Here is a 20555-nt window from a genome sequence, read left to right as displayed (position 1 = left end):
ACCGCAAGCTCAGCCATGCTGCCGCGCCGCACCGTGCTCTGCGCCCTGGCCTTCGCGCCCGCGGCCGCGCCGCTGCGCGCCCAAGCCACCCAGGGCCCGCCCGAGCCGCCCCCCGAGGTGCAGGCCGAGCTGCCCGCCGCACGCTGGCGTGGCAGCGCCACGATGCGCTGGTTCGGCCTGTCGCTGTACGAGCTGCGGCTGTGGAGCGCGGCGTCCGCTGCCGCGGCCGACCTGCCGACCCAGGCCTTGGCGCTGGAGCTGCAGTACACCCGCGCCCTGGTCGGCCGGCAGATCGCCGAACGGTCGATCAGCGAGATGCGGCGCATCGGCCCCTTCGACGAGGCCCAGGCCACCCGCTGGCTGGCCGCGCTGACCCGGCTGTTTCCCGATGTGCAGGCCGGTGACCGCCTCACCGGCGTGCAGCGCCCGGGCGCCGCCACGCGCTTCTTCCACAACGGCCAGGCGCGCGGCGAGGTGGCCGAGCCGGCGTTCGGGCCGCTGTTCTTCGGCATCTGGCTGTCGCCACGCAGCTCGGAGCCGGGCCTGCGCCAGCAACTGCTGGGCAGCACTTGATGGGCCGGGCGATGGACACCGCCAAGCCGGCCCCCGCGCGGCCAGCCGCCGCCACGCCCTCGGCGCTGGACGGGCTGCGCTATGGCGCCCTGGGCGCACCGCTGGCCTTCGTGGCGCTGCCGCTGTACCTGCTGCTGCCGGGGCACTATGCGGCACAGCTGGGTGTGCCGCTGGCCGGGCTGGGCCTGGTGCTGCTGGCCACCCGTGCGGCCGATGCGCTGGTCGATCCCTGGCTGGGCCGGCTGGCCGACCGGGCTCTGGCCGCCGGCCGCCGCCAGGCGCTGGGCCTGGCCGGGCTGGGCGCGCTGCTGCTGGGCTGCGGCTTCGTGGCGCTGTACTTTCCAGCTGCGGCGGTGGCCGGCGCGGGCGCCAGCGCGCTGCTGGCCTGGTGTGCCGCGGCGCTGGTGATCACCTACGCCGGCTACAGCGCGCTGGGCGTGCTGCACCAGGCCTGGGGCACGCGCCTGGGCGGCGACCTGGCTGCGCAGTCGCGCTGGACCGGCTGGCGCGAGGGCCTGGCACTGGCCGGCGTGATCGGCGGCAGCGTGCTGCCGGGGCTGGCCGGCATCCCGGTGATGGTGGGCGCGGGCCTGCTGCTGCTGGCCCTTGGCCTGGCGGCGCTGGGCACGGCGCCGTACCACGCCGCGCCGCTGCACGCGGTGGCCACCGGCGTGCCGGTGCGGCCAGCCGCGTCGTGGCTGCTGCCCTGGCACAACCGGGCCTTTCGCTGCTTGCTGGCGGTGTTCGTGCTCAACGGCGTGGCCAGCGCGGTGCCGGCCACGCTGGTGCTGTTTTTCGTGCGCGATCGCCTGCAGGCGCCGGCACTGGAGCCGCTGTTTCTGGGCAGCTACTTTGCGGCCGCCGCGCTGGCGCTGCCGCTGTGGGTGCGCGCCGTGGCGCGGTTTGGCGCGGTGCGCTGCTGGGGCGCCGGCATGGCGCTGGCGGTGGCGGTGTTCGCCTGGGCTGCGCGGCTGGGCCCGGGCGACAGCAGCGCCTTTGCCGCGGTGTGCATCGGCAGCGGGCTGGCACTGGGCGCCGACCTGGCGGTGCCCGGTGCGCTGCTGGCCGAGGTGATCCGCCGTGCCGGCCACGGCCAGCGGCACGAGGGCCGCTACATCGGCTGGTGGCATGCCGCCACCAAGCTCAACCTGGCGCTGGCCGCCGGCCTGGCCCTGCCGGCGCTGCAGTGGGCGGGCTACGCGCCCGGCAGCAGCAGCCGCGCCGGGCTCGAGGCCCTGACCCTGGCCTACGCCGCCCTGCCCTGCCTGGTCAAGCTGTGCGCCGCCGCCGCACTGTGGCAATGCCGTCATCTGCTGGAGCCCCGATGAGCCCATCTGCAAACTCCCGCGGCCGCCGCGCCGCCATGGCCTGGCTGCTGGCCGGCACCCTGAGCGCCGTGCTGGGCCTGGGCGGCTGCGCCACGCCGCAGGCCAGCGACTACGCCACCCAGCAGCCGACGCTGGACCTGCGCCGCTACTTCGACGGCGCCTTGATCGGCCACGGCCTGGTCACCGACCGCAGCGGCCGGGCACTGCAGCGCTTCACGGTGCACATCACCGGCACCTGGCAAGGTGACACCGGCACGCTCGACGAGCAGTTCAGCTACGCCGACGGCCGCCGCGAGCAGCGGGTGTGGACGCTGCAGCGCACCGCCGACGGGCGCTGGAGCGGCCGCGCCGCCGACGTGCTGGGCGAGGCCCGCGGCGAATCGGCCGGCCATGCGCTGAACTGGCGCTACACGCTCAAGCTGCCGGTCGATGGCCGGGTGTGGGAGATCAACTTCGACGACTGGATGTTCCTGGTCGACGAGCGGGTGCTGATCAACCGCGCGGTGATGAGCAAGTTCGGCATCCGCGTGGGCGAGGTGTTGCTGTCGTTTCGCAAGCTCGCCCCCGGCGAGACGCTTTGAGGTCACCACCATGGCGCTGAACCCCCGCATCACCGACTGGCAGGGCCGCTGCGTGTGGCTGGTGGGTGCCTCCACCGGCATCGGCGCCGCCACCGCGACCCAACTGCTGCGCCGCGGCGCGCAGGTGGTGGTGTCGGCCCGTCCGACCGAGCGGCTCAGCGCCTTCGGCGCGGCCCATCCCGGCGCGTGGACCTTGCCGCTGGACAGCACCGACATCGGCGCGATGCGCGGCGCCACCGACGCCGTGCTGGCCCGCCATGGCCGCATCGACCTGGTGATGTACTGCGCCGGCCACTACCGCGCCATGCATGCCAAGGGCTTCGACCTGGTCGACGCGCTGCGCCACCAGCAGGTCAACTACGTCGGCGCACTGAACCTGCTGGACGCCACGCTGCCGCTGCTGCTGCGCCAGGCCGAGGATGGCCAGGCTGCGCACCTCAGCCTGGTGGGCAGCGTGGCCGGTTACCGCGGGCTGCCGATGTCGCTGGCCTACGGGCCCACCAAGGCGGCGCTGATCAACCTGGCCGAGTCGCTTTACCTCGACCTGTCGCCGCTGGGCGTGGGCGTCTCGCTGATCAACCCGGGTTTCGTCGACACGCCGCTCACCGCGCAGAATCGCTTCCCGATGCCGGCCCTGATGACCCCCGATGCCGCCGCCACCGCCATCTTGCAAGGCTGGTCGGCCGGCCGCTTCGAGATCCACTTTCCCAAGCGCTTCACGCGGCTGCTGAAGGCGCTGCGCCCCTGGCCCGACGGCCTCTACTTCGGAACCGTGCGCCGTGCCACCGGCCATTGAGCCAGGCCCGGCGTTGCCGCCCCTTGGTGCGCCCGGTACCGGCGGCGATGGCAATGCCGGTGGTGGTGGCGCTGGCGCCGCCGGTGCCGATGCCCGCGTGGCGCGCGTGGTGGCGCTGTTCGAGCAGCTCACGCCGGCATCGCTGGCCCGGCTGGGCGAGGTTTACGCCGACGACGCGCGCTTCATCGATCCGTTCAACGACGTCACCGGTCTGGCGCCGATCCGGCGCATCTTCGAGCACATGTTCGACACCCTGCAGGCGCCGCGCTTCACGGTGCTCACCCGCTTCTCAGCCGGCGACGAGGCCTTTCTGAGCTGGGACTTCCGCTTCCGCCGCCAGGGCGCGCAAGGCGACGAGCTGCTGATCCACGGCGCCAGCCACCTGCGCTTTGACGCCGACGACCGCGTGCTGCTGCACCGCGACTACTGGGATGCCGCGCGCCAGGTCTACGAGCAGGTGCCGCTGCTGGGCGCCGTGCTGCGCTGGCTGCGCCTGCGGCTGGCGGCGCGCTGAGGCAGCGCCCGCCGCGGCCTCAGTTCTGGCCTTCGGTCAGCGTATCGAGCTGGAAGTTGCCGCCCTTGTGCACCAGCCAGATGTCCTGGTAGATGGCCTTGCCCATCTTGGCCGGGGGCGGAAACGGCGCCGCCTTGCGGATCATCTGCACGATCCAGGGGCCGACCTCGGGCGCCGCCGGCGGGCGCCGGATGCGCACGTCGATCAGCTTGCCCTCGGCGTCGATCTCGGTCTCGACGATCGCCACGCCGTACAGCAGCGGCGGCATGCGGCCCTTGTAGATCCGCATCGGGTAGCTGGCGTAGATGTGCTTGGCGGCCTCGGCCCGGTAGTCCTGGTCGCTCTCGGCCTGGCTGGGCTGCAGCACCGGCGGCAGGGGCGACGGCACCATCGCGAACTGGGCATGCGCCGCAGTCGCGGTCAGCCAGGCAGCCGCCAGAGTGAGCAGCGGCAGGCGAAGAAGGCGGGGATGGACGGCCATGGTCGCGAAGTGTAGGAGCCGCCTGGGCAGCCGCACCGTGAAAGCCGGCACGCTAGCACGCGCGTGCAACTGCTTACATCCGCCAGATGCAGGAGCGTCGTTTCAACGCAACCAACCCTTGCGCCGGAAGTAGATGAACGGTGCCGCCACCGAGGCCACCATCAGGCTCAGTGCAAACGGGTAGCCCCAGCGCTGGCTCAACTCGGGCATGTGCTGGAAGTTCATGCCGTAGATGCTGGCAATCAGCGTGGGCGGCAGCAGCGCGACGCTGGCCACCGAGAAGATCTTGATGATCTTGTTCTGGTTGATGTTGATGAAGCCGACCGTGGCGTCCATCAGGAAGTTGATCTTGTCGAACAGGAAGGCGGTGTGGCTGTCCAGCGAGTCGATGTCGCGCAAGATTTGCCGCGCCTCCTCGAACTGCTCGGCATTGAGCATGCGGCTGCGCATCATGAAGCTCACCGCGCGCCGCGTGTCCATCACGTTGCGGCGGATGCGGCCGTTCAGGTCCTCCTCCTTGGCGATGGCGCTCAGCGCGTCGCCGGCGGCACGGTCGTCCACGTCCTGCTTGAGCACCCGCGCGCTGACCTTCTCGAGGCTGTCGTAGATGCCCTCCAGCGCATCGGCCGAGTACTCGGCGTCGGCGTCGTAGAGCTTGAGCAGCACGTCCTTGGCGTCCTCGATCAGCGCCGGCGTGCGCCGGGCACGCAGGCGCAGCAGGCGAAACACCGGCAGATCTTCGTCATGCACCGAGAACAGCACGCCGTCCTTCAGGATGAAGGCCACCCGCACGTTGCGCGGCGTGATGTCGTCGTCGATCAGGAAGTCGGAGCGGATGTGCAGCTCGCCGTTGTCTTCCTCGTAGAAGCGGGCCGACTCCTCGAGATCGTCGTCGACGATGTTGTCGGGAATGGTCAGCCCGAAGCGGGCACCGATCCAGCCTTTTTCCATCGGCGACGGCGCCTCCAGATCCACCCACACCGGGTGGCCCTTGGCCAGTTCGTCGAGGCTGGTGATCTCGGTCTGCACGAGCCGGCCGCTGGCCAGCGAGAACATGTTGAGCATGGGAGCTGCTCCAGCGCACCGGCCTGGCCTGTGCAGCAGGCGAGACCGGCGTCAATCCGTTGGGGGAAGGTGTTGCGTGGGAACCGCCTCACCCCAGAACGGATCTGGAGTGGACGGTCACCGAGGGTGGCTCGGGTCCAAGGCCGTGCTCCAAAAGCGACGATGCCAAGATTATGGCATCGCGTCCCAGGCCATCCGGCCGCCGCGCGCCCGGGCCGGCACTCAGCCGCCGGGCAGCAGGCGGTCGATGGTTTCGAGCAGCTGCAGCGGGCTGAAGGGCTTGGTCAGGTACTCGTCGGCCCCGGCGGCCTGGCCGGCTGCGCGGTCGCCGCTGTCGGCGCGCGCGCTCAGCAGCACCACGCGGATGTCAGACGAGCCCGGGTCGGCACGCACCGAGGCGCAGACCTGCAGGCCGTCGAAGCGGCCCGGCATCATCACATCCAGCAGGATCAGGTCAGGCCGCCAGCTGGCCACGGCGGCCAGCGCCTGCTCGCCATTGGCGGCCTCCTGCACCTCGAAGGGTTCGTCCTCGAGCGTCATGCGGATCAGGCGCCGGATGTCAGGCTGGTCGTCGACGATCAGCACCCGCGCCATGCCAGACCCGCCGCGCTCAGGCTGCGGCGGCCAGACCGCCCAGGCGGTCGCGCACCAGCTGCTCGATGTGGTCGTAGGGCACCGGCTTGTAGAACACCCGCACGCCCTCGGGCAGGCCGCCGCGCTGGGCGATCTCGGCCTCGGTGAGCGCGGTGACCACCACGATGTCCATGGCCCCGAAGTCGGCGCCCTGGGCGCGCAGCGAGGCAATCATCTTGAAGCCGTCCATGCCCGGCATGTTCAGGTCGGTGATCAGCAGGTCGGGGCAGCTGCGGCCCATCTGCAGCAGCGCATCGAAACCGTCGCGCGCGCCGCTGACCTCGAGCGGCAGCTCCCAGCCCTTGATCACCATGATCAGCAGCTGCAGCAGCTGCGGCTCGTCCTCGACCACCATCACCTTGAACTGCGACGGCGCGTCAGCCGGCTCGGCACGCTCATCGCCGGCCAGCGCATTGCGCCGCTCCTCGATCAGGCGCTCGACAGCCGTGCGCGAGATGCGGCGGTGTCCGCCAGCGGTCTTCCAGGCCGGCAGCACCCCGCTCTCGACCCACAGCTGGACAGTGCGCAGCGCCACCCCCAGCCGTTCAGCGGCCTCCCGGGTGGACAGCACATCTTCATTGGTGGCGCTCTTACGCATCGGGCTGCCGCCGCTCACGGCTCCTGGGTAGGACTGGAATGGAATCTGCCGGGCCGGCGATCTCAACGCTCGGTCTCAGACAGCGGAAACGCAAAAACCGACAGTGCCCGCCGGGTGCTCCCGACGCTGCGATGCAGATCTGTGCCACCGTTTTTGCCACTTTACCCCGATTGACACCCGGCCTGCCCGGCGTACTCGTGGTTAGTGCGGATGGAAACTCTGCCAGTGTGTAACAAGAGGCGACCAAAACAAGCCGATCCTGAACGTGCACGAACTGGCAAACCGGTCAATCCTACACCGCGGCATGGTCTTGTCAGGCGGCGCGAAACGGGCGCACACTGGATTCGGACGGGCGCTGTAAGACAGGTGGTTCGGCCCCCTGTGATGGCCCGTCTTGCGCACTGGAACCCATTTGAAAGGACGCTTCGATGAACCTGACGATCAGCGGTCACCACTTGGAAGTGACCCCGGCGCTGCGTGAGTACGTGCTCACAAAGCTGGATCGGGTGACGCGACATTTTGACCAGGTGGTCGATGTCGCCGTTTTGCTGACGGTTGAGAAGCTGAAGGAGAAGGAACGCCGACAGAAGGCTGAGGTGACTTTGCATGTGAAGGGCCGCGATATCTTCGTCGAACAGTCCCACGAGGACATGTACGCCGCGATCGACCAGCTGATGGACAAGCTGGATCGTCAAGTCGTCCGCCACAAGGATCGCCTGCAGGATCACCACCACGCCACCACCAAGCGCAATCTGCTGGACGCCGAAGCGCCCTGACACGCGCCGCGCAGCCTTCTGGCACGCAACGGCCCTTCGGGGCCGTTTTTCATCGCCGCCCAGCGGCAGTTCATCACGATGACAACATCCCGTACCTGCGGGTGAAGTCCACACTGCAGTGCAGCAAGCCGTTTCTATAATGCGTCGCTCTGTCACACATCCCGTGCTTGCGCCCCTCGACGCGTGGCGCTGCGTGGGGTCAAAGCCATGAACCGTCTCGCCGCCATCCTGCCGGCCAGCAATGTGCTGGTGGATGTGGATGCAACCAGCAAGAAGCGCGCCTTTGAACAGGCAGGGCTGTTGTTTGAAAACCAGCACGCGATCGCGCGTGCCACGGTCACCGACAACCTGTTTGCGCGAGAACGCCTGGGCTCCACCGGCCTGGGCCATGGCGTGGCCATTCCGCACGGCCGCATCAAGGGCCTGAAAAATCCGCTGGCAGCCGTGATCCGCGTGCTGCAGCCGATCCCGTTTGATGCCCCCGACGACGAGCCGGTGAGCCTGCTGATCTTTCTGCTGGTGCCCGAGGCCGCCACGCAGCGGCACCTGGAGATCCTGTCCGAGATCGCCGAAATGCTGTCCGACCGCGGCCTGCGCGAGCAGCTGAAGACCGCCGAGGACGCCGCCGCGCTGCACAAGCTGATTGCCGACTGGGCGCCGCTGAAGTCGGTGGCCTGAGCCCCAGCCGCCCACCGCCAGCCGCCCGCCCGTGAAACCCACATCCATCAGCGCCGAGGCGCTGTTCGAGGCGCAGCGCGAACTGCTGCGCTGGGAGTGGATTGCCGGCCACGCCCACCCGGAGCGCCGCTTTGACGATGCCGCGGTGCGCGACGCCCAGAGCGCGGCCGACCTGGTGGGCTACCTGAACTACATCCACCCCTACCGGGTGCAGATCGTCGGCCGCCGCGAGGTGGCCTACCTGTCGCAATCAGCGCCCGAAGACCAGGAGCGCCGCATTGCCCGCATCGTGACGCTGGAGCCGCCTGTCTTGATCGGCGCCGACGGCGTGACCCCGCCCGACCGCCTGGTGGCGATGTGCGACCGCGCCGAGATCCCGCTGTTCGTGACTACCGAGTCGGCCGGCCAGGTGATCGACATCGTGCGCGCCTATCTGGCGCACCTGTTTGCCGACCGCATCACCCGCCACGGCGTGTTCATGGATATCCTGGGCCTGGGCGTGCTGCTCACCGGTGAATCAGGCCTGGGCAAGAGCGAACTGGGCCTCGAGCTGATCAGCCGCGGCCATGGCCTGGTGGCCGACGACGCGGTGGATCTTTACAAGATCAGCCAGAGCGCACTGGAAGGGCGCTGCCCCGAGCTGCTGCAGAACCTGCTCGAGGTGCGCGGCATCGGCCTGCTCGACATCAAGGCGATCTTTGGCGAGACCGCCGTGCGCCGCAAGATGCGGCTCAAGCTGATCGTCCACCTGGTGCGCAAGGAGACGATGGAGCGCGAGTTCGAACGCCTGCCCTACGAGCCGCTGTACGAAGAGATCCTGGGCATGCCGGTGCGCAAGGTGGTGATCGCGGTGGATGCCGGGCGCAACCTGGCGGTGCTGGTGGAGGCGGCGGTGCGCAACACCATCCTGCAATTGCGCGGCATCGACACCTATCAGGAATTCATCCAGCGCCATCAGCGCGCGATGCAGCAGGCCGAAGACTGATCCGGCCTTACTTGCTGCGGTGCGGGCAGTCGGTCTTGTTGCAGACGGCGTACAGCGACAGCGCGTGATCCTGCAGATCGAAGCCGTGGCGCTGCGCGATGGCGCGCTGGCGCTGCTCGATCTCGGCGTCGAAAAACTCCTCGACACGGCCGCAGGTCAGGCACACCAGGTGGTCGTGGTGGCGGCCTTCGTTCAGCTCGAACACCGACTTGCCGGATTCGAAGTGGCTGCGCGACAGCAGACCGGCCTGCTCGAACTGCATCAGCACGCGGTAGACGGTGGCCAGGCCGATGTCGGCGCCCTCCATCAGCAGCGCCTTGTAGACATCTTCGGCTGTCATGTGCCGTTCGGTCGTGCGCTGGAAGACCTCAAGGATCTTGATGCGCGGCAGCGTGGCCTTCAGGCCACTGCTCTTGAGCTCGTCAACGCGGGCTTGCGGGGAGTCTTCGGTTTGCGGCATGTTGGCGTCGCTAGAATCCTGGGATCATATCCAGCCGCGGGTGCTGCGCAATGCAGTGCCCTTTCGCACCCCTACCGCATGGCAGGCCTCTTGCGCAGATCGCTCACCGTTCGCTTTGCCGCCCCGCGCTGCTGGCTGGCCCCGCTGCTGGCCACCGGCCTGGCCGGATGCTCCTACCTGCCCTCGCTGCCTTCCATCAGCCAGAGCGACAGTTTTCTCGGCGTGATCACCCCCTACCGCATGGACATCGTGCAGGGCAACGTGGTCACCAAGGAGCAGGTGGCGCTGATCAAGCCGGGCATGGGCCGCAACCAGGTGCGCGACATCCTGGGCTCGCCGATGCTCACCGACGTGTTCCACGCCAACCGCTGGGATTACGTGTTCACGATCCGCCGCCCCGGCACCGAGCCGCAGCGCCGGGCCGTGGTGGCCTGGTTCAAGGACGACAAGCTGGACAAGCTCGAGGCGCCCGACTTGCCCAGCGAGCAGGAGTTCGTCAGCTCGATCACGCGCACCCGCGCCGACGGCAAGAAGCCGGTGCTCGAGCTCACGCCCGAGGAAAAGCAGGCCCTGCCGCGTCCGCCCAAGGTGGATGCGCCGCCGGCCGACACCCCGCCGCCGCAGCGCAGCTACCCGCCGCTCGAAGCGACATGAGCGCGATGGGCAGTCCGGTGGGCGCGCCGCTGCGCGTGGCGGTGGCCGGCGCCTCCGGCCGCATGGGCCGCATGCTGGTAGAGGCCGTGCTGGCGGCGCCCGATTGCCTGCTGGCCGGCGCACTTGATCAGCCCGGCAGCCCGGCGCTGGGCCAGGATGCAGGCGCCTTTGCCGGCCGTGACACCGGCGTGGCCATCACCGCCGATCTGGCGGCGGGCCTGGCCGGCGCCCAGGTGCTGATCGACTTCACCCGCCCCGAAGGCACGCTGGCCCATGCCGCGGCCTGCCGCACCGCCGGCGTCAAGCTGGTCATCGGCACCACCGGCTTCAGCGAGGCCCAGAAGGCCGAGCTGCGCGACCATGCCGAGCACATCGCCATCCTGCTGGCGCCGAACATGAGCGTGGGCGTGAACGTGGTGATGCGCCTGCTCGACCAGGCCGCGCGCGCGCTCAGCCAGGGCTACGACATCGAGATCGTCGAAGCCCACCACCGCCACAAGGTGGATGCGCCCAGCGGCACCGCGCTGGCCATGGGCGAGACGGTGGCCGCCGCACTGGGGCGCGAGCTGAAGGATTGCGCGGTGTACGGCCGCGAGGGCGTCACCGGCGAGCGCGATCCGTCGACCATCGGCTTTGCCACCATCCGCGGCGGCGACATCATCGGCGACCACACCGTGCTGTTTGCCGGCACCGGCGAGCGCATCGAGATCTCGCACAAGGCCTCCAGCCGCGCCGGCTATGCCCAGGGCAGCCTGCGCGCCGCACGCTACCTGGCCACGCGCGCCAACGGCCTGTACGACATGGCCGACGTGCTCGGCTTCAAGGCGGCCTGACGGCATGCAGGGCCTGGCGCAGTTCTGGGGCGAAAGCGATGCCATCGGCCGCGCGGTGGCGGTGCTGCTGCTGGCGATGTCGGTCAGTGCCTGGGTGCTGATCCTGTGGAAGGGTTTCGGCCTGAACCGCGCGCGGCGCGATCTGGCGCTGGCGATCGCCGCGTTCTGGGGCGCCGATTCGCTCGACAACGGCCGCCAGCGGCTGGCCAGCCTGGACCGCGAGACGGTGCTGCTGCCGCTGCTGGACGCCGCCATCGCGCGCGAGGCGGCCGGCACGCTGGCCACGCAGGCCGACCGCAGCAGCCAGCTCACCCGGCGCCTGCGCGATGCCATGCACCGCAGCCTGCAGCGCCTGCAGCATGGCCAGGTGCTGCTGGCCTCGATCGGCAGCACGGCACCCTTCATCGGCCTGTTCGGCACGGTGTGGGGCATCTACCACGCGCTGCTGAGCATCTCGACCGCCGGCGCGATCACCATCGACAAGGTGGCCGGCCCGGTGGGCGAGGCGCTGATCATGACCGCCGCCGGCCTGGCGGTGGCCATTCCGGCGGTGCTGGCCTACAACCTGTTCGGCAAGTGGGTGGCCGGCTGCGAGGCCGAGCTCGAAGGCTTTGCCCACGACCTGCGCGAGATGGCGCTGAAATGAGCCAGCCCCGCAGCGCGTGCAGCGTGCGCCGCTCCAGCCCGCCCGGGACGCCGCTGTGAGCTTTGGCCGGCTCGAGCGCGCGTCGGCCTCGCAGCCGATGAGCGACATCAACATGACGCCGCTGATCGACGTGATGCTGGTGCTGCTGGTGATCTTCATCATCACCGCGCCGTTGATGAGCACCAGCCTGCGGCTCGATCTGCCCAAGGCCGCTGGCGCCACACCCAGCGCCGCGCCCAGCGCGGTGGCCGTGGCGGTGGACGGCCAGGGCCAGTTCTTCTGGGGTGACGAGCCGGTCAAGGCCGAGCAGCTGCAGGCCCGCGTGCGCGAGGCCGCCAGCCGCGACCCCGGCACCGAGGTGCAGCTGCGTGCCGACCAGGCCGTGCCCTATGGCCGCATTGCCGAGCTGATCGGCCTGGTGCAGCAGGCCGGACTGGTGCGCATCGGCTTCGTCACCGAAGGCCAGCCGCCACGCTGAAGCGCCGGCACGGGCTGGTCGCGCCAGACCCCCCTCCTACAATCGGCGGGATGAACGAGAAATACGCCCCCACCGAGGTCGAAGCGGCCGCCCAGTCGCACTGGAACGCGACCGATGCCTACCGTGTGGTCGAGGATCACACGCGGCCCAAGTTCTACGCCTGCTCGATGCTGCCCTACCCCAGCGGCAAGCTGCACATGGGCCATGTGCGCAACTACACCATCAACGACATGCTCGCGCGCCAGCTGCGCATGAAGGGCATGAACGTGCTGATGCCGATGGGCTGGGACGCCTTCGGCCTGCCGGCCGAGAACGCGGCCATGAAGAACAAGGTGCCGCCGGCGCAGTGGACCTACTCGAACATCGCCCACATGAAGGGCCAGATGGCCGCCATGGGCCTGGCCATCGACTGGAGCCGCGAGGTCGCCACCTGCCAGCCGCAGTACTACCGCTGGAACCAGTGGCTGTTTCTGAAGATGCTGGAAAAGGGCATCGCCGAGCGCCGCACCCAGGTGGTGAACTGGGACCCGGTCGACCAGACCGTGCTGGCCAACGAGCAGGTGATCGACGGCCGCGGCTGGCGCAGCGGCGCGCCGGTGGAAAAGCGCGAGATCCCGGGCTACTACCTGAAGATCACCGACTACGCCGACGAGCTGCTGTCGGCAGTGAACAACCCGCAAGACCCGAACTACCTGTCGGGCTGGCCCGAGCGCGTGCGGCTGATGCAGGAGAACTGGATCGGCAAGAGCGAGGGCGTGCGCTTCGCCTTCCCGCACGACATCCGCGATGCCGCCGGTGCGCTGATCGGTGACGGCCGCATGTGGGTGTTCACCACCCGCGCCGACACCATCATGGGCGTGAGCTTCTGCGCCGTGGCGCCCGAGCACCCGCTGGCCACGCATGCCGCCGCCAGCAACCCGGCGCTGGCCGCGTTCATCGAGACCTGCAAGGCCGGCGGCACCACCGAGGCCGAGCTGGCCACCAAGGAGAAGGAAGGCCTGGCCACGGGCCTGTTCGTCACCCACCCGCTCACCGGCGCGCAGGTGGAGGTGTGGGTCGGCAACTATGTGCTGATGAGCTATGGCGACGGCGCCGTGATGGGCGTGCCGGCGCACGACGAGCGCGACTTCGCGTTTGCCAAGAAGTACGCGCTGCCGATCCAGCAGGTGATCGCGGTGGACGGCGAGCACTTCTCCACCGAGGCCTGGGCCGACTGGTATGGCGACAAGCCGCGCGCGCGCTGCGTCCACAGCGGCCTGCTCGACGGCCTGGGCCACAAGGACGCCGTGGCCAAGGTGGCCGAGCTGCTCGGCGCCAAGGGCCTGGGCGAGAAGAAGACCACCTGGCGCCTGCGCGACTGGGGCGTGAGCCGCCAGCGCTACTGGGGCACGCCGATCCCGATCATCCACTGCGCCGAGCATGGTGCGGTGCCGGTGCCCGAGCAGGACCTGCCGGTGGTGCTGCCCGAGGATTGCATCCCCGACGGCAGCGGCAACCCGCTGGCCAGGCGCGAGGACTTCCTCAACGCGCCCTGCCCGGTGTGCGGCCAGCCGGGCCGCCGCGAGACCGACACGATGGACACCTTCGTCGACAGTTCGTGGTACTTCATGCGCTACTGCGATCCGGCCAACCCGCAGGCCATGGTGGCCGACGGCACGCGCTACTGGATGCCGCCCAGCACCAGCGCGGCCGGTGGCGCCGGCATGGACCAGTACATCGGCGGCATCGAGCACGCCATCCTGCACCTGCTGTACGCGCGCTTCTGGACCAAGGCGATGCGCGACCTGGGCCTGGTGGCCATGAGCGAGCCCTTCACCAAGCTGCTGACCCAGGGCATGGTGCTCAACCACATCTACAGCCGGCGCACCGCGCAGGGCGGCATCGAGTACTTCTGGCCGCACGAGGTCGAGAACGTCACCGATGCCGGCGGCAAGGTGGTGGGCGCCAAGCTCAAGAGCGACGGCTCGGCGGTGGACTACGGCGGCGTCGGCACGATGTCGAAGTCGAAGAACAACGGCGTCGACCCGCAGGAGCTGATCGACCGCTACGGCGCCGACACCGCGCGCCTGTTCGTGATGTTCGCCAGCCCGCCCGAGCAGACGCTGGAGTGGAACGACGCCGGCGTCGAGGGCGCGCACCGCTTCCTCAAGCGCGTGTGGGCCTTCGGTGCCAAACACCACGAGGCGCTGCAGCGCGCCACCGCCAGCGATCTGTCGAAGGCCGGGTTGCGCGCCGAGGCCAAGGCGCTGCGCCGCGAGGTGCATCTGGTGCTGCGCCAGATGAGCCACGACTACGAGCGCATGCAGTACAACACCGTGGTCTCGGGTTGCATGAAGCTGCTCAACGCGCTGGAGGCCTTCAAGCCCGACGGCAGTGACGGTGACACCGCCACGCTGTGCGAGGCCGTCTCGGTGCTGCTGCGCGCGCTGTACCCGGCCTGCCCGCACATCAGCCACGGCCTGTGGGTCGAACTGGGCTATGCCGCGGCCATCGGCGGGCTGCTGGATGCGCCCTGGCCCGCGGTGGACGAATCGGCCCTGGTGCAGGACGAGGTCGAGCTGGTGCTGCAGATCAACGGCAAGACCCGCGGCGCCGTGACGGTGCCGGCCGCTGCCGACAAGGCCGCCATCGAGGCGGCCGCGCTGGCCTCGGCCGAGTTCGCCAAGTTCAGCGAAGGCAAGGCGGCCAAGAAGGTGATCGTGGTGCCGGGTCGCCTGGTCAACGTGGTGGTGTGAGCGGCGTGGCGATGATGCTCCGCCGCCGGCAGCTGGGTGCCGTCGCCTTGGCGGCGGCCGCCGCCGGCGCGCTGGGCGGCTGCGGCTTTGCGCTGCGCAGCGAGCCGCCGCTGCCCTTTGCACGCATTGCGCTGCTGGGCCTGGCTGCCGATTCGCCGCTGGGCGAGGAGCTGCAGCGCCGCCTGAGCGGCCAGGTGCAGGTGCTGCCGGCGCCGGCCCAGGCCGAGGTGGTGCTGCGCGTGCTGGAAGACCGGCGCCAGAAGGTGGTGGCCGCGTCCACCGCGGCCGGCCAGGTGCGCGAGCTGACGCTGCGCGTGCGCCTGGTGTTTCGCGCCGAGACGCCGGGCGGCCGCGAACTGATCCCCGACACCGAGCTGATGCTCAGCCGCGACATGAGCTACAGCGAGACCTCGGCCCTGGCCAAGGAGCAGGAAGAAGGCGAGCTTTACGCCGCGATGCAGACCGACATCGTGCTGCAGGTGCTGCGCCGCCTGGCCCGGGTGAGCCCGGCACGCTGACGGCGCCCGTGGCAGCGACCCTTGACCGGCCAAAGCCGCGCCACAATCCACGCCCAAGATGCAACTGCGCAGCGATCAGCTCGACGCCCACCTCGCCCGCGGCCTGAAGCCGGTCTACACCGTGCACGGCGACGAGCCGCTGCTCGCCCAGGAAGCCGGCGACGCGGTGCGCAACGCCGCCCGTGCGGCCGGCTACAGCGAACGCAAGGTGTTCACCGTGAGCGGCGCGCACTTCGACTGGTCGGGCGTGCTCGGCGCGGCCCAGGCCATGAGCCTGTTTGCCGAGCGCCAGCTGATCGAGCTGCGCATACCCGGCGGCAAGCCGGGCAAGGACGGCTCCGAGGCCCTGCAGCGCTACTGCGCCGCGGTGGGCGACGACGTGCTGACCATCGTGCACCTGCCCCGGCTCGACCGCCAGCAGCAGCAGTCGGCCTGGTTCATCGCGCTGGACGCCGCGGGCGTGAGCGTGCGCGTCGATCCGGTTGAACGCCGCGCGCTGCCGCAGTGGATCGCCCAGCGCCTGGCGCGCCAGGGCCAGCGCGTGGCCGAAGGCGATGTGGGCGTGCAGACCCTGGCCTTTTTTGCCGATCGCGTGGAAGGCAACCTGCTCGCCGCGCACCAAGAGCTGCAGAAGCTGGCGCTGCTGTACCCGGCCGGCGAGCTGGCCTACGAGCAGGTGGAAGCCGCGGTGCTGAACGTGGCGCGCTACGACGTGTTCAAGCTCAGCGAGGCGGTGCTGGCCGGCCAGACGGCCCGCGTGCTGCGCATGGTGGACGGCCTGCGCGCCGAGGGCGAAGCCACGGTGCTGGTGCACTGGACCCTGGCCGAGGACATCCGCGCACTCAAGCGCGTGAAGGACGCCATGGCCCACGGCAAGCCGCTGCCGATGGCGCTGCGCGAGAACCGCGTGTGGGGCAACAAGGAGCGCCTGTTCGAGCGCGTGCTGCCGCTGCTGGCCGAGCACCAGCTGGCCCACCTGGTGGAGGCCGCCAGCACCTGCGACGGCATCGTCAAGGGCTTGAAGCACCCGCAATGGCCGCTCGAGCCCTGGGATGCGCTCAAGCGCCTGGCGCTGATGCTGGTGCAGGCCGTGGCCGCCCCGCCGGCGCCGCGCGGGCGTGCGGCGGTGCGCGTGCGGCTGGCGCTGGAAGCCTGAGCCGCGCGCTCAGGCGGCCGGCCGCGCGTCGCTGTCCAGCAGGCCGTACAGGTTCGTGTCGTAGCTGCGGCCCTTGGCCGTCCAGCGCTGGCGCAGCCGGCCTTCGAGCGTGAAGCCCAGGCGCGCCAGCAGCGCGCACGAGGCGGCGTTGTCGGGGTTCACCTCGGCCTCGATGCGGCGCAGCTGCAGCACGCCGAAGGCATGGGCGCAGGCGGCCTGCACGGCCTCGCGCATCCAGCCCTGGCCCCAGCAGTCGCGCGCCAGCGCATAGCCCAGCTCGATGCGGCGGCTGCCTTCGTCGTGCTTGAACAGCAGCAGGCTGCCGATCACCCGGCCATCGGCGCGGCGCTGCAGCACCCGCTGCTGGGCACCGCCGGTGGCCTGCAGCGCCTGCATGCGCGCCAGCCAGGCCTCGCCATCGGCGCGTGTGGCCCAGGTGGCGTAGGGCAGGTACTGCGTCACCGCGTCGTCGCCGTTCATGCGCAGCAGGTCGTCCAGGTGGGCCTCGGCCACCGGCGACAGTTGCAGGCGCGGGGTGCTCAGGGTCTCGAAGCAGGGCAGGGGCATGGCAGGTCTGCGGTCAACCGCGGTCGACGCGCACCGCCAGCACCACCGAGGTGGTGGTCTTGCGCACGCCGTCGGTCTCGCCGATCTCGTCGAGCAGCGCGTCCAGCCGCGCCGTGCTGTCGGCGCGCAGCACGGCCAGCAGATCGCTCTCGCCGCTCACCGTGTACAGCTGGGTCAGCTCGGGGATGGCCTGCAGGCGCAGCACCACCTCGCGCGAGCGCTTGGGCTCCACCGAGATGCCCACCTGGGCCATCACGCGCGGGCGCTCGTCGCCCTGGCCCAGGCGCACCGTGTAGCCCACGATCACGCCGCTGCGCTCCAGCCGCTGCAGCCGCGCCACCACCGTGGTGCGGGCAATGCCCAGCTGGCGCGCCAGGTCGGCGGTGGGTGTGCGGGCATTGGCCTGCAGCCGTGCGATCAGCGCGCGATCGGTGTCGTCTTGAATCATTGTGGCGAACTGTATCGACGAATCGTCCGAATCAGTAATCGTTCTGACGAATTGCCGCTTTCAATCGCCCGGGCGCCAGATCAGACTCCAGGCCATCGGCCATGCGGCCCGCCCCCCCTGCCACCGTCTCCAGGAGCCTTCCATGCACATCGCCCTGCTCGGCGCCGGCCACATCGGCCAGACCATCGCCCGCCTGCTGGCCACCAGCGGCGACTACACCGTCACCGTGATCGACCGCGACGCCGCCGCGCTGGCCCGCGTGGCCGCGGCCATGCCGGCCGGCACCACGGTGGCCACCGCGCAGGTGGACACCGACGAGCCGCACGCGCTGCTGGCGGCGGTGCGCGGCCATGCCGCGGTGGTCAACGCCCTGCCCTACCACCTGGCCATTGCGGCCGCCGGTGCGGCGCGCGAGGCCGGCTGCCACTACTTCGACCTGACCGAGGACGTGGCCGCCACCAAGGCCATCCAGGCGCTGGCCGAGGGCGCGCCCACCGCCTTCATGCCGCAGTGCGGGCTGGCGCCGGGCTTCATCGGCATCGTGGCCCACCACCTGGCCAGCCAGTTCGAGACGGTGCGCGACGTGCAGATGCGCGTGGGCGCGCTGCCCGCGTTTCCGACCAACCAGCTCAAGTACAACCTGACCTGGAGCGTGGACGGCCTGATCAACGAGTACTGCCACCCCTGCGAGGCCATCCATGGCGGCCAGTTCATCCAGGCCCTGCCGCTGGAAGGGCTGGAGCACTTCAGCCTGGACGGCGTGGAGTACGAAGCCTTCAACACCTCGGGCGGGCTGGGCACGCTGTGCGAGACCTGGGGCGGCCGCGTGCGCCACCTCGACTACAAGACCGTGCGCTACCCCGGCCACCGCGAGCGCATGAAGTTCCTGCTGGACGACCTGGGCCTGGCCGGCGACCAGGAGCTGCTCAAGAGCATCCTGCGCAAGAGCATGCCGGCCACCATGCAGGACGTGGTGCTGGTGTTCGTCACCGTCTCGGGCGTCAAGCGCGGCGCCTTCGTGCAGGAGGTGTTCGCGCGCAAGATCTTTGCCGACCGGGATGTGACGAATCCGCTGTCGGCGATCCAGATCACCACCGCCGCCGGCATCTGCGCCGCGGTCGATCTGTTCCGCGAGGGCCGGCTGCCGCGCAGCGGCTTCGTGCGGCAGGAGCAGGTAGAGTTGCCCGCCTTCCTGGCCAACCGCTTCGGCAGCGCCTACCAGCAGTCGCGCCAGGTGGAGTCGATCGCCTGAGCGCCCCAGCCCCAGCCCGAGCCCGAGCCTGAAGTCCCTGCCATGACCACGCCCCACACCACCACCGCCGCCGCCGCCACCAGCGCCACCAGCACCGCGGCCACCACCGCCACCGCCGCCGATCTGCTGGCCCGCCTGGGCGTGCCCGCGGCGCTCACCACCGGCGGCCCGCTGGCCGCGCGCTCGCCCATCGACGGCGGCCTCACCGGCCAGGTGCCGCTGGCCGGCGCCGCCGACATGCAGGCCGCCATCGGCCGCGCGCAGCAGGCCTTTGAGGCCTGGCGTGCGGTACCGGCGCCGCGCCGCGGCGAGCTGGTGCGCCTGTTCGGCGAAACCCTGCGCACGCACAAGGCCGCGCTGGCGGCGCTGGTCACGCTGGAAGCCGGCAAGGTGAGCAGCGAGGGCGAGGGCGAGGTGCAGGAGATGATCGACATCTGCGACTTCGCCGTCGGCCTGTCGCGCCAGCTGCATGGCCTGACGATTGCCAGCGAGCGCCCCGGCCACCGCATGATGGAGCAGTGGCATCCGCTGGGCGTGGTGGGCGTGATCTCGGCCTTCAACTTTCCGGTGGCCGTGTGGGCCTGGAATGCCACGCTGGCCCTGGTGTGCGGCAACAGCGTGGTGTGGAAACCTAGCGAGAAGACGCCGCTCACCGCGCTGGCCACGCAGGCGCTGTTCGAGCAGGCGCTGGCGCGCTACACCGCCGCCGGCGGCGAGGCGCCTGCGCACCTGAGCCAGGTGCTCAACGGCCGCGCCGATGTGGGCGAGGCGCTGGTCGACGATGCCCGCGTGGCCCTGCTCTCGGCCACCGGCTCCACCCGCATGGGCCGCGCGGTGGGCCCGCGCGTGGCGCAGCGCTTTGGCCGCTGCCTGCTCGAGCTGGGCGGCAACAACGCCATCATCGTGGCCCCCACGGCCGACCTCGACCTGGCGGTGCGCGGCATCGCCTTTGGCGCCTGGGGCACGGCCGGCCAGCGCTGCACCACCACGCGCCGCGTCATCGCCCATGCCAGCGTGCACGACGAGCTGGTGGCGCGCCTGGAGCGCGCACGCGCCAGCCTGCAGGTGGGCGACCCGCGCGAGGCCGGCGTGCTGGTGGGCCCGCTGGTCGACCAGGCCGCCTTCGACACCATGCAGACCGCGCTGGCCGAGGCCCGGGCCCAGGGCGGCGAGCTGCGCGGCGGTGCCCGCGTGACGGTGGGCGGCCATGCCGATGCCTGGTATGCCGCACCGGCCCTGGTGACGATGCCGGCGCAAACGGCCGTGGTGTGCCACGAAACCTTCGCGCCCATCCTCTATGTGCTGAAGTACGCGACGCTCGACGAGGCCATCGCGCTGCAGAACGGCGTGCCGCAAGGCCTGTCGTCGGCGATCTTCACCAACGACCTGCGCGAGGCCGAGGCCTTCATGTCGGCCACCGGCAGCGACTGCGGCATCGCCAACGTCAACATCGGCACCTCGGGCGCCGAGATCGGCGGCGCCTTCGGCGGCGAGAAAGAAACCGGCGGCGGCCGCGAATCGGGCAGCGACGCCTGGAAGAACTACATGCGCCGCGCCACCAACACGGTGAACTACTCGCGCGCCCTGCCGCTCGCCCAAGGCGTCAGGTTCGATTTCTGACAGCACCCGGCTTCGCGGGTACGCGAAGCCACCCGCCGGGCGGGTTGGCGGGCCGGCTTGGGGCGGCCCGGCGCTCGGCTCTCCGTGACAGCACCCGGCTTCGCGGGTACGCGAAGCCACCCGCCGGGCGGGTTGGCGGGCCGGCTTGGGGCGGCCCGGCGCTCGGCCCGCTGTGACAGC

The 20555-nt window shown here is 70.5% G+C and carries 24 protein-coding genes; 17 read left to right on the top strand and 7 right to left on the bottom strand.

Annotation, left to right across the window (positions count from 1 at the left end; translation table 11 throughout):
• Positions 1 to 15: 15 nt before the first annotated feature.
• From N4G63_RS02400 to N4G63_RS02380, 5 genes are all read left to right on the top strand, one after another.
• Positions 16 to 573 carry a chalcone isomerase family protein gene (locus N4G63_RS02400; RefSeq protein WP_260788941.1) on the top strand — a complete coding sequence of 186 codons (558 nt, stop codon included), beginning with the start codon at positions 16 to 18 and terminating at the stop codon, positions 571 to 573.
• A gap of 11 nt (positions 574 to 584) precedes the next feature.
• Positions 585 to 1901, top strand: coding sequence for an MFS transporter (locus N4G63_RS02395; RefSeq protein WP_260788942.1), 1317 nt, complete (start codon positions 585 to 587; stop codon positions 1899 to 1901).
• Positions 1898 to 2482: a DUF3833 domain-containing protein gene (locus N4G63_RS02390; protein ID WP_260788943.1), complete on the top strand. Its 585-nt coding sequence runs from the start codon at positions 1898 to 1900 to the stop codon at positions 2480 to 2482. The genes N4G63_RS02395 and N4G63_RS02390 overlap by 4 nt, the downstream gene beginning before the upstream one ends.
• A gap of 10 nt (positions 2483 to 2492) precedes the next feature.
• Positions 2493 to 3278: an SDR family NAD(P)-dependent oxidoreductase gene (locus tag N4G63_RS02385; protein ID WP_260788944.1), complete on the top strand. Its 786-nt coding sequence runs from the start codon at positions 2493 to 2495 to the stop codon at positions 3276 to 3278.
• Positions 3279 to 3375: 97 nt separating this feature from the next.
• The gene (locus N4G63_RS02380) at positions 3376 to 3792 is read left to right on the top strand and encodes a nuclear transport factor 2 family protein (protein ID WP_260789535.1); all 417 of its coding nucleotides are present in this window, start codon (positions 3376 to 3378) and stop codon (positions 3790 to 3792) included.
• Positions 3793 to 3811: 19 nt separating this feature from the next.
• On the opposite strand, the gene N4G63_RS02375 is transcribed toward N4G63_RS02380, so the two are convergent.
• From N4G63_RS02375 to N4G63_RS02360, 4 genes are all read right to left on the bottom strand, one after another.
• On the bottom strand, positions 3812 to 4273 hold the full coding sequence (locus N4G63_RS02375; protein WP_260788945.1) for an energy transducer TonB family protein: 462 nt from the start codon (positions 4271 to 4273) through the stop codon (positions 3812 to 3814).
• 102 nt (positions 4274 to 4375) lie between these two features.
• Positions 4376 to 5338, bottom strand: a complete 963-nt coding sequence (gene corA / locus N4G63_RS02370; protein ID WP_260788946.1) for a magnesium/cobalt transporter CorA — start codon at positions 5336 to 5338, stop codon at positions 4376 to 4378.
• Positions 5339 to 5560: 222 nt separating this feature from the next.
• A complete protein-coding gene (locus N4G63_RS02365) occupies positions 5561 to 5932 on the bottom strand; it encodes a response regulator transcription factor (RefSeq protein ID WP_260788947.1) in 372 nt (123 codons plus the stop codon).
• Positions 5933 to 5948: 16 nt separating this feature from the next.
• On the bottom strand, positions 5949 to 6542 hold the full coding sequence (locus N4G63_RS02360; protein ID WP_260788948.1) for a response regulator: 594 nt from the start codon (positions 6540 to 6542) through the stop codon (positions 5949 to 5951).
• A 455-nt stretch (positions 6543 to 6997) separates the two neighbouring features.
• Here N4G63_RS02360 and hpf point away from each other — a divergent pair, with 455 nt between their 5' ends.
• From hpf to hprK, 3 genes are all read left to right on the top strand, one after another.
• Positions 6998 to 7345, top strand: a complete 348-nt coding sequence (hpf, locus tag N4G63_RS02355) for a ribosome hibernation-promoting factor, HPF/YfiA family (protein WP_260788949.1) — start codon at positions 6998 to 7000, stop codon at positions 7343 to 7345.
• A 207-nt stretch (positions 7346 to 7552) separates the two neighbouring features.
• On the top strand, positions 7553 to 8023 hold the full coding sequence (locus tag N4G63_RS02350; RefSeq protein ID WP_260788950.1) for a PTS sugar transporter subunit IIA: 471 nt from the start codon (positions 7553 to 7555) through the stop codon (positions 8021 to 8023).
• 31 nt (positions 8024 to 8054) lie between these two features.
• Positions 8055 to 9008, top strand: a complete 954-nt coding sequence (hprK, locus tag N4G63_RS02345) for an HPr(Ser) kinase/phosphatase (protein WP_260788951.1) — start codon at positions 8055 to 8057, stop codon at positions 9006 to 9008.
• A gap of 7 nt (positions 9009 to 9015) precedes the next feature.
• Here the strand turns inward: hprK and fur are convergent, their stop codons facing one another.
• On the bottom strand, positions 9016 to 9468 hold the full coding sequence (gene fur, locus N4G63_RS02340; RefSeq protein ID WP_260788952.1) for a ferric iron uptake transcriptional regulator: 453 nt from the start codon (positions 9466 to 9468) through the stop codon (positions 9016 to 9018).
• 78 nt (positions 9469 to 9546) lie between these two features.
• Here fur and N4G63_RS02335 point away from each other — a divergent pair, with 78 nt between their 5' ends.
• Genes N4G63_RS02335 through holA form a run of 7 tightly spaced genes read left to right on the top strand, consistent with a single transcriptional unit; the run spans position 9547 to position 16488 of the window.
• A complete protein-coding gene (locus tag N4G63_RS02335) occupies positions 9547 to 10122 on the top strand; it encodes an outer membrane protein assembly factor BamE (RefSeq protein WP_260788953.1) in 576 nt (191 codons plus the stop codon).
• Positions 10119 to 10955, top strand: a complete 837-nt coding sequence (gene dapB, locus N4G63_RS02330) for a 4-hydroxy-tetrahydrodipicolinate reductase (RefSeq protein ID WP_260788954.1) — start codon at positions 10119 to 10121, stop codon at positions 10953 to 10955. Before N4G63_RS02335 ends, dapB begins: the two co-directional genes overlap by 4 nt.
• Positions 10956 to 10959: 4 nt before the next feature.
• Positions 10960 to 11601: a MotA/TolQ/ExbB proton channel family protein gene (locus tag N4G63_RS02325; RefSeq protein WP_260788955.1), complete on the top strand. Its 642-nt coding sequence runs from the start codon at positions 10960 to 10962 to the stop codon at positions 11599 to 11601.
• Positions 11602 to 11656: 55 nt separating this feature from the next.
• Positions 11657 to 12079 carry an ExbD/TolR family protein gene (locus tag N4G63_RS02320; protein ID WP_260788956.1) on the top strand — a complete coding sequence of 141 codons (423 nt, stop codon included), beginning with the start codon at positions 11657 to 11659 and terminating at the stop codon, positions 12077 to 12079.
• A 50-nt stretch (positions 12080 to 12129) separates the two neighbouring features.
• The gene (gene leuS, locus N4G63_RS02315; protein WP_260788957.1) at positions 12130 to 14814 is read left to right on the top strand and encodes a leucine--tRNA ligase; all 2685 of its coding nucleotides are present in this window, start codon (positions 12130 to 12132) and stop codon (positions 14812 to 14814) included.
• Positions 14815 to 14828: 14 nt separating this feature from the next.
• Positions 14829 to 15332: an LPS-assembly lipoprotein LptE gene (locus tag N4G63_RS02310; protein WP_314599302.1), complete on the top strand. Its 504-nt coding sequence runs from the start codon at positions 14829 to 14831 to the stop codon at positions 15330 to 15332.
• Positions 15333 to 15390: 58 nt separating this feature from the next.
• Positions 15391 to 16488 (top strand): DNA polymerase III subunit delta, encoded by a 1098-nt coding sequence (gene holA, locus N4G63_RS02305; protein ID WP_260788958.1) that lies wholly within the window; start codon positions 15391 to 15393, stop codon positions 16486 to 16488.
• Between the two features lie 9 nt (positions 16489 to 16497).
• Here the strand turns inward: holA and N4G63_RS02300 are convergent, their stop codons facing one another.
• Positions 16498 to 17055 carry a GNAT family N-acetyltransferase gene (locus N4G63_RS02300; RefSeq protein ID WP_260788959.1) on the bottom strand — a complete coding sequence of 186 codons (558 nt, stop codon included), beginning with the start codon at positions 17053 to 17055 and terminating at the stop codon, positions 16498 to 16500.
• A gap of 13 nt (positions 17056 to 17068) precedes the next feature.
• Complete coding sequence (locus N4G63_RS02295) at positions 17069 to 17503, bottom strand: Lrp/AsnC family transcriptional regulator (protein WP_260788960.1); 435 nt, start codon at positions 17501 to 17503, stop codon at positions 17069 to 17071.
• A 142-nt stretch (positions 17504 to 17645) separates the two neighbouring features.
• Here N4G63_RS02295 and N4G63_RS02290 point away from each other — a divergent pair, with 142 nt between their 5' ends.
• Entirely contained in the window at positions 17646 to 18755 is a 1110-nt protein-coding gene (locus N4G63_RS02290; protein ID WP_260788961.1) for a saccharopine dehydrogenase family protein, read from the top strand.
• Between the two features lie 42 nt (positions 18756 to 18797).
• Entirely contained in the window at positions 18798 to 20375 is a 1578-nt protein-coding gene (gene amaB / locus N4G63_RS02285) for an L-piperidine-6-carboxylate dehydrogenase (RefSeq protein WP_260788962.1), read from the top strand.
• The last annotated feature ends 180 nt before the right edge of the window (positions 20376 to 20555 follow it).

It is taken from the genome of Aquabacterium sp. OR-4 (assembly GCF_025290835.2).
GTDB lineage: Bacteria > Pseudomonadota > Gammaproteobacteria > Burkholderiales > Burkholderiaceae_C > Pseudaquabacterium.
Note: the sequence above shows the minus strand (reverse complement) of the source record. Positions and strands in the feature narration are given on the sequence as shown.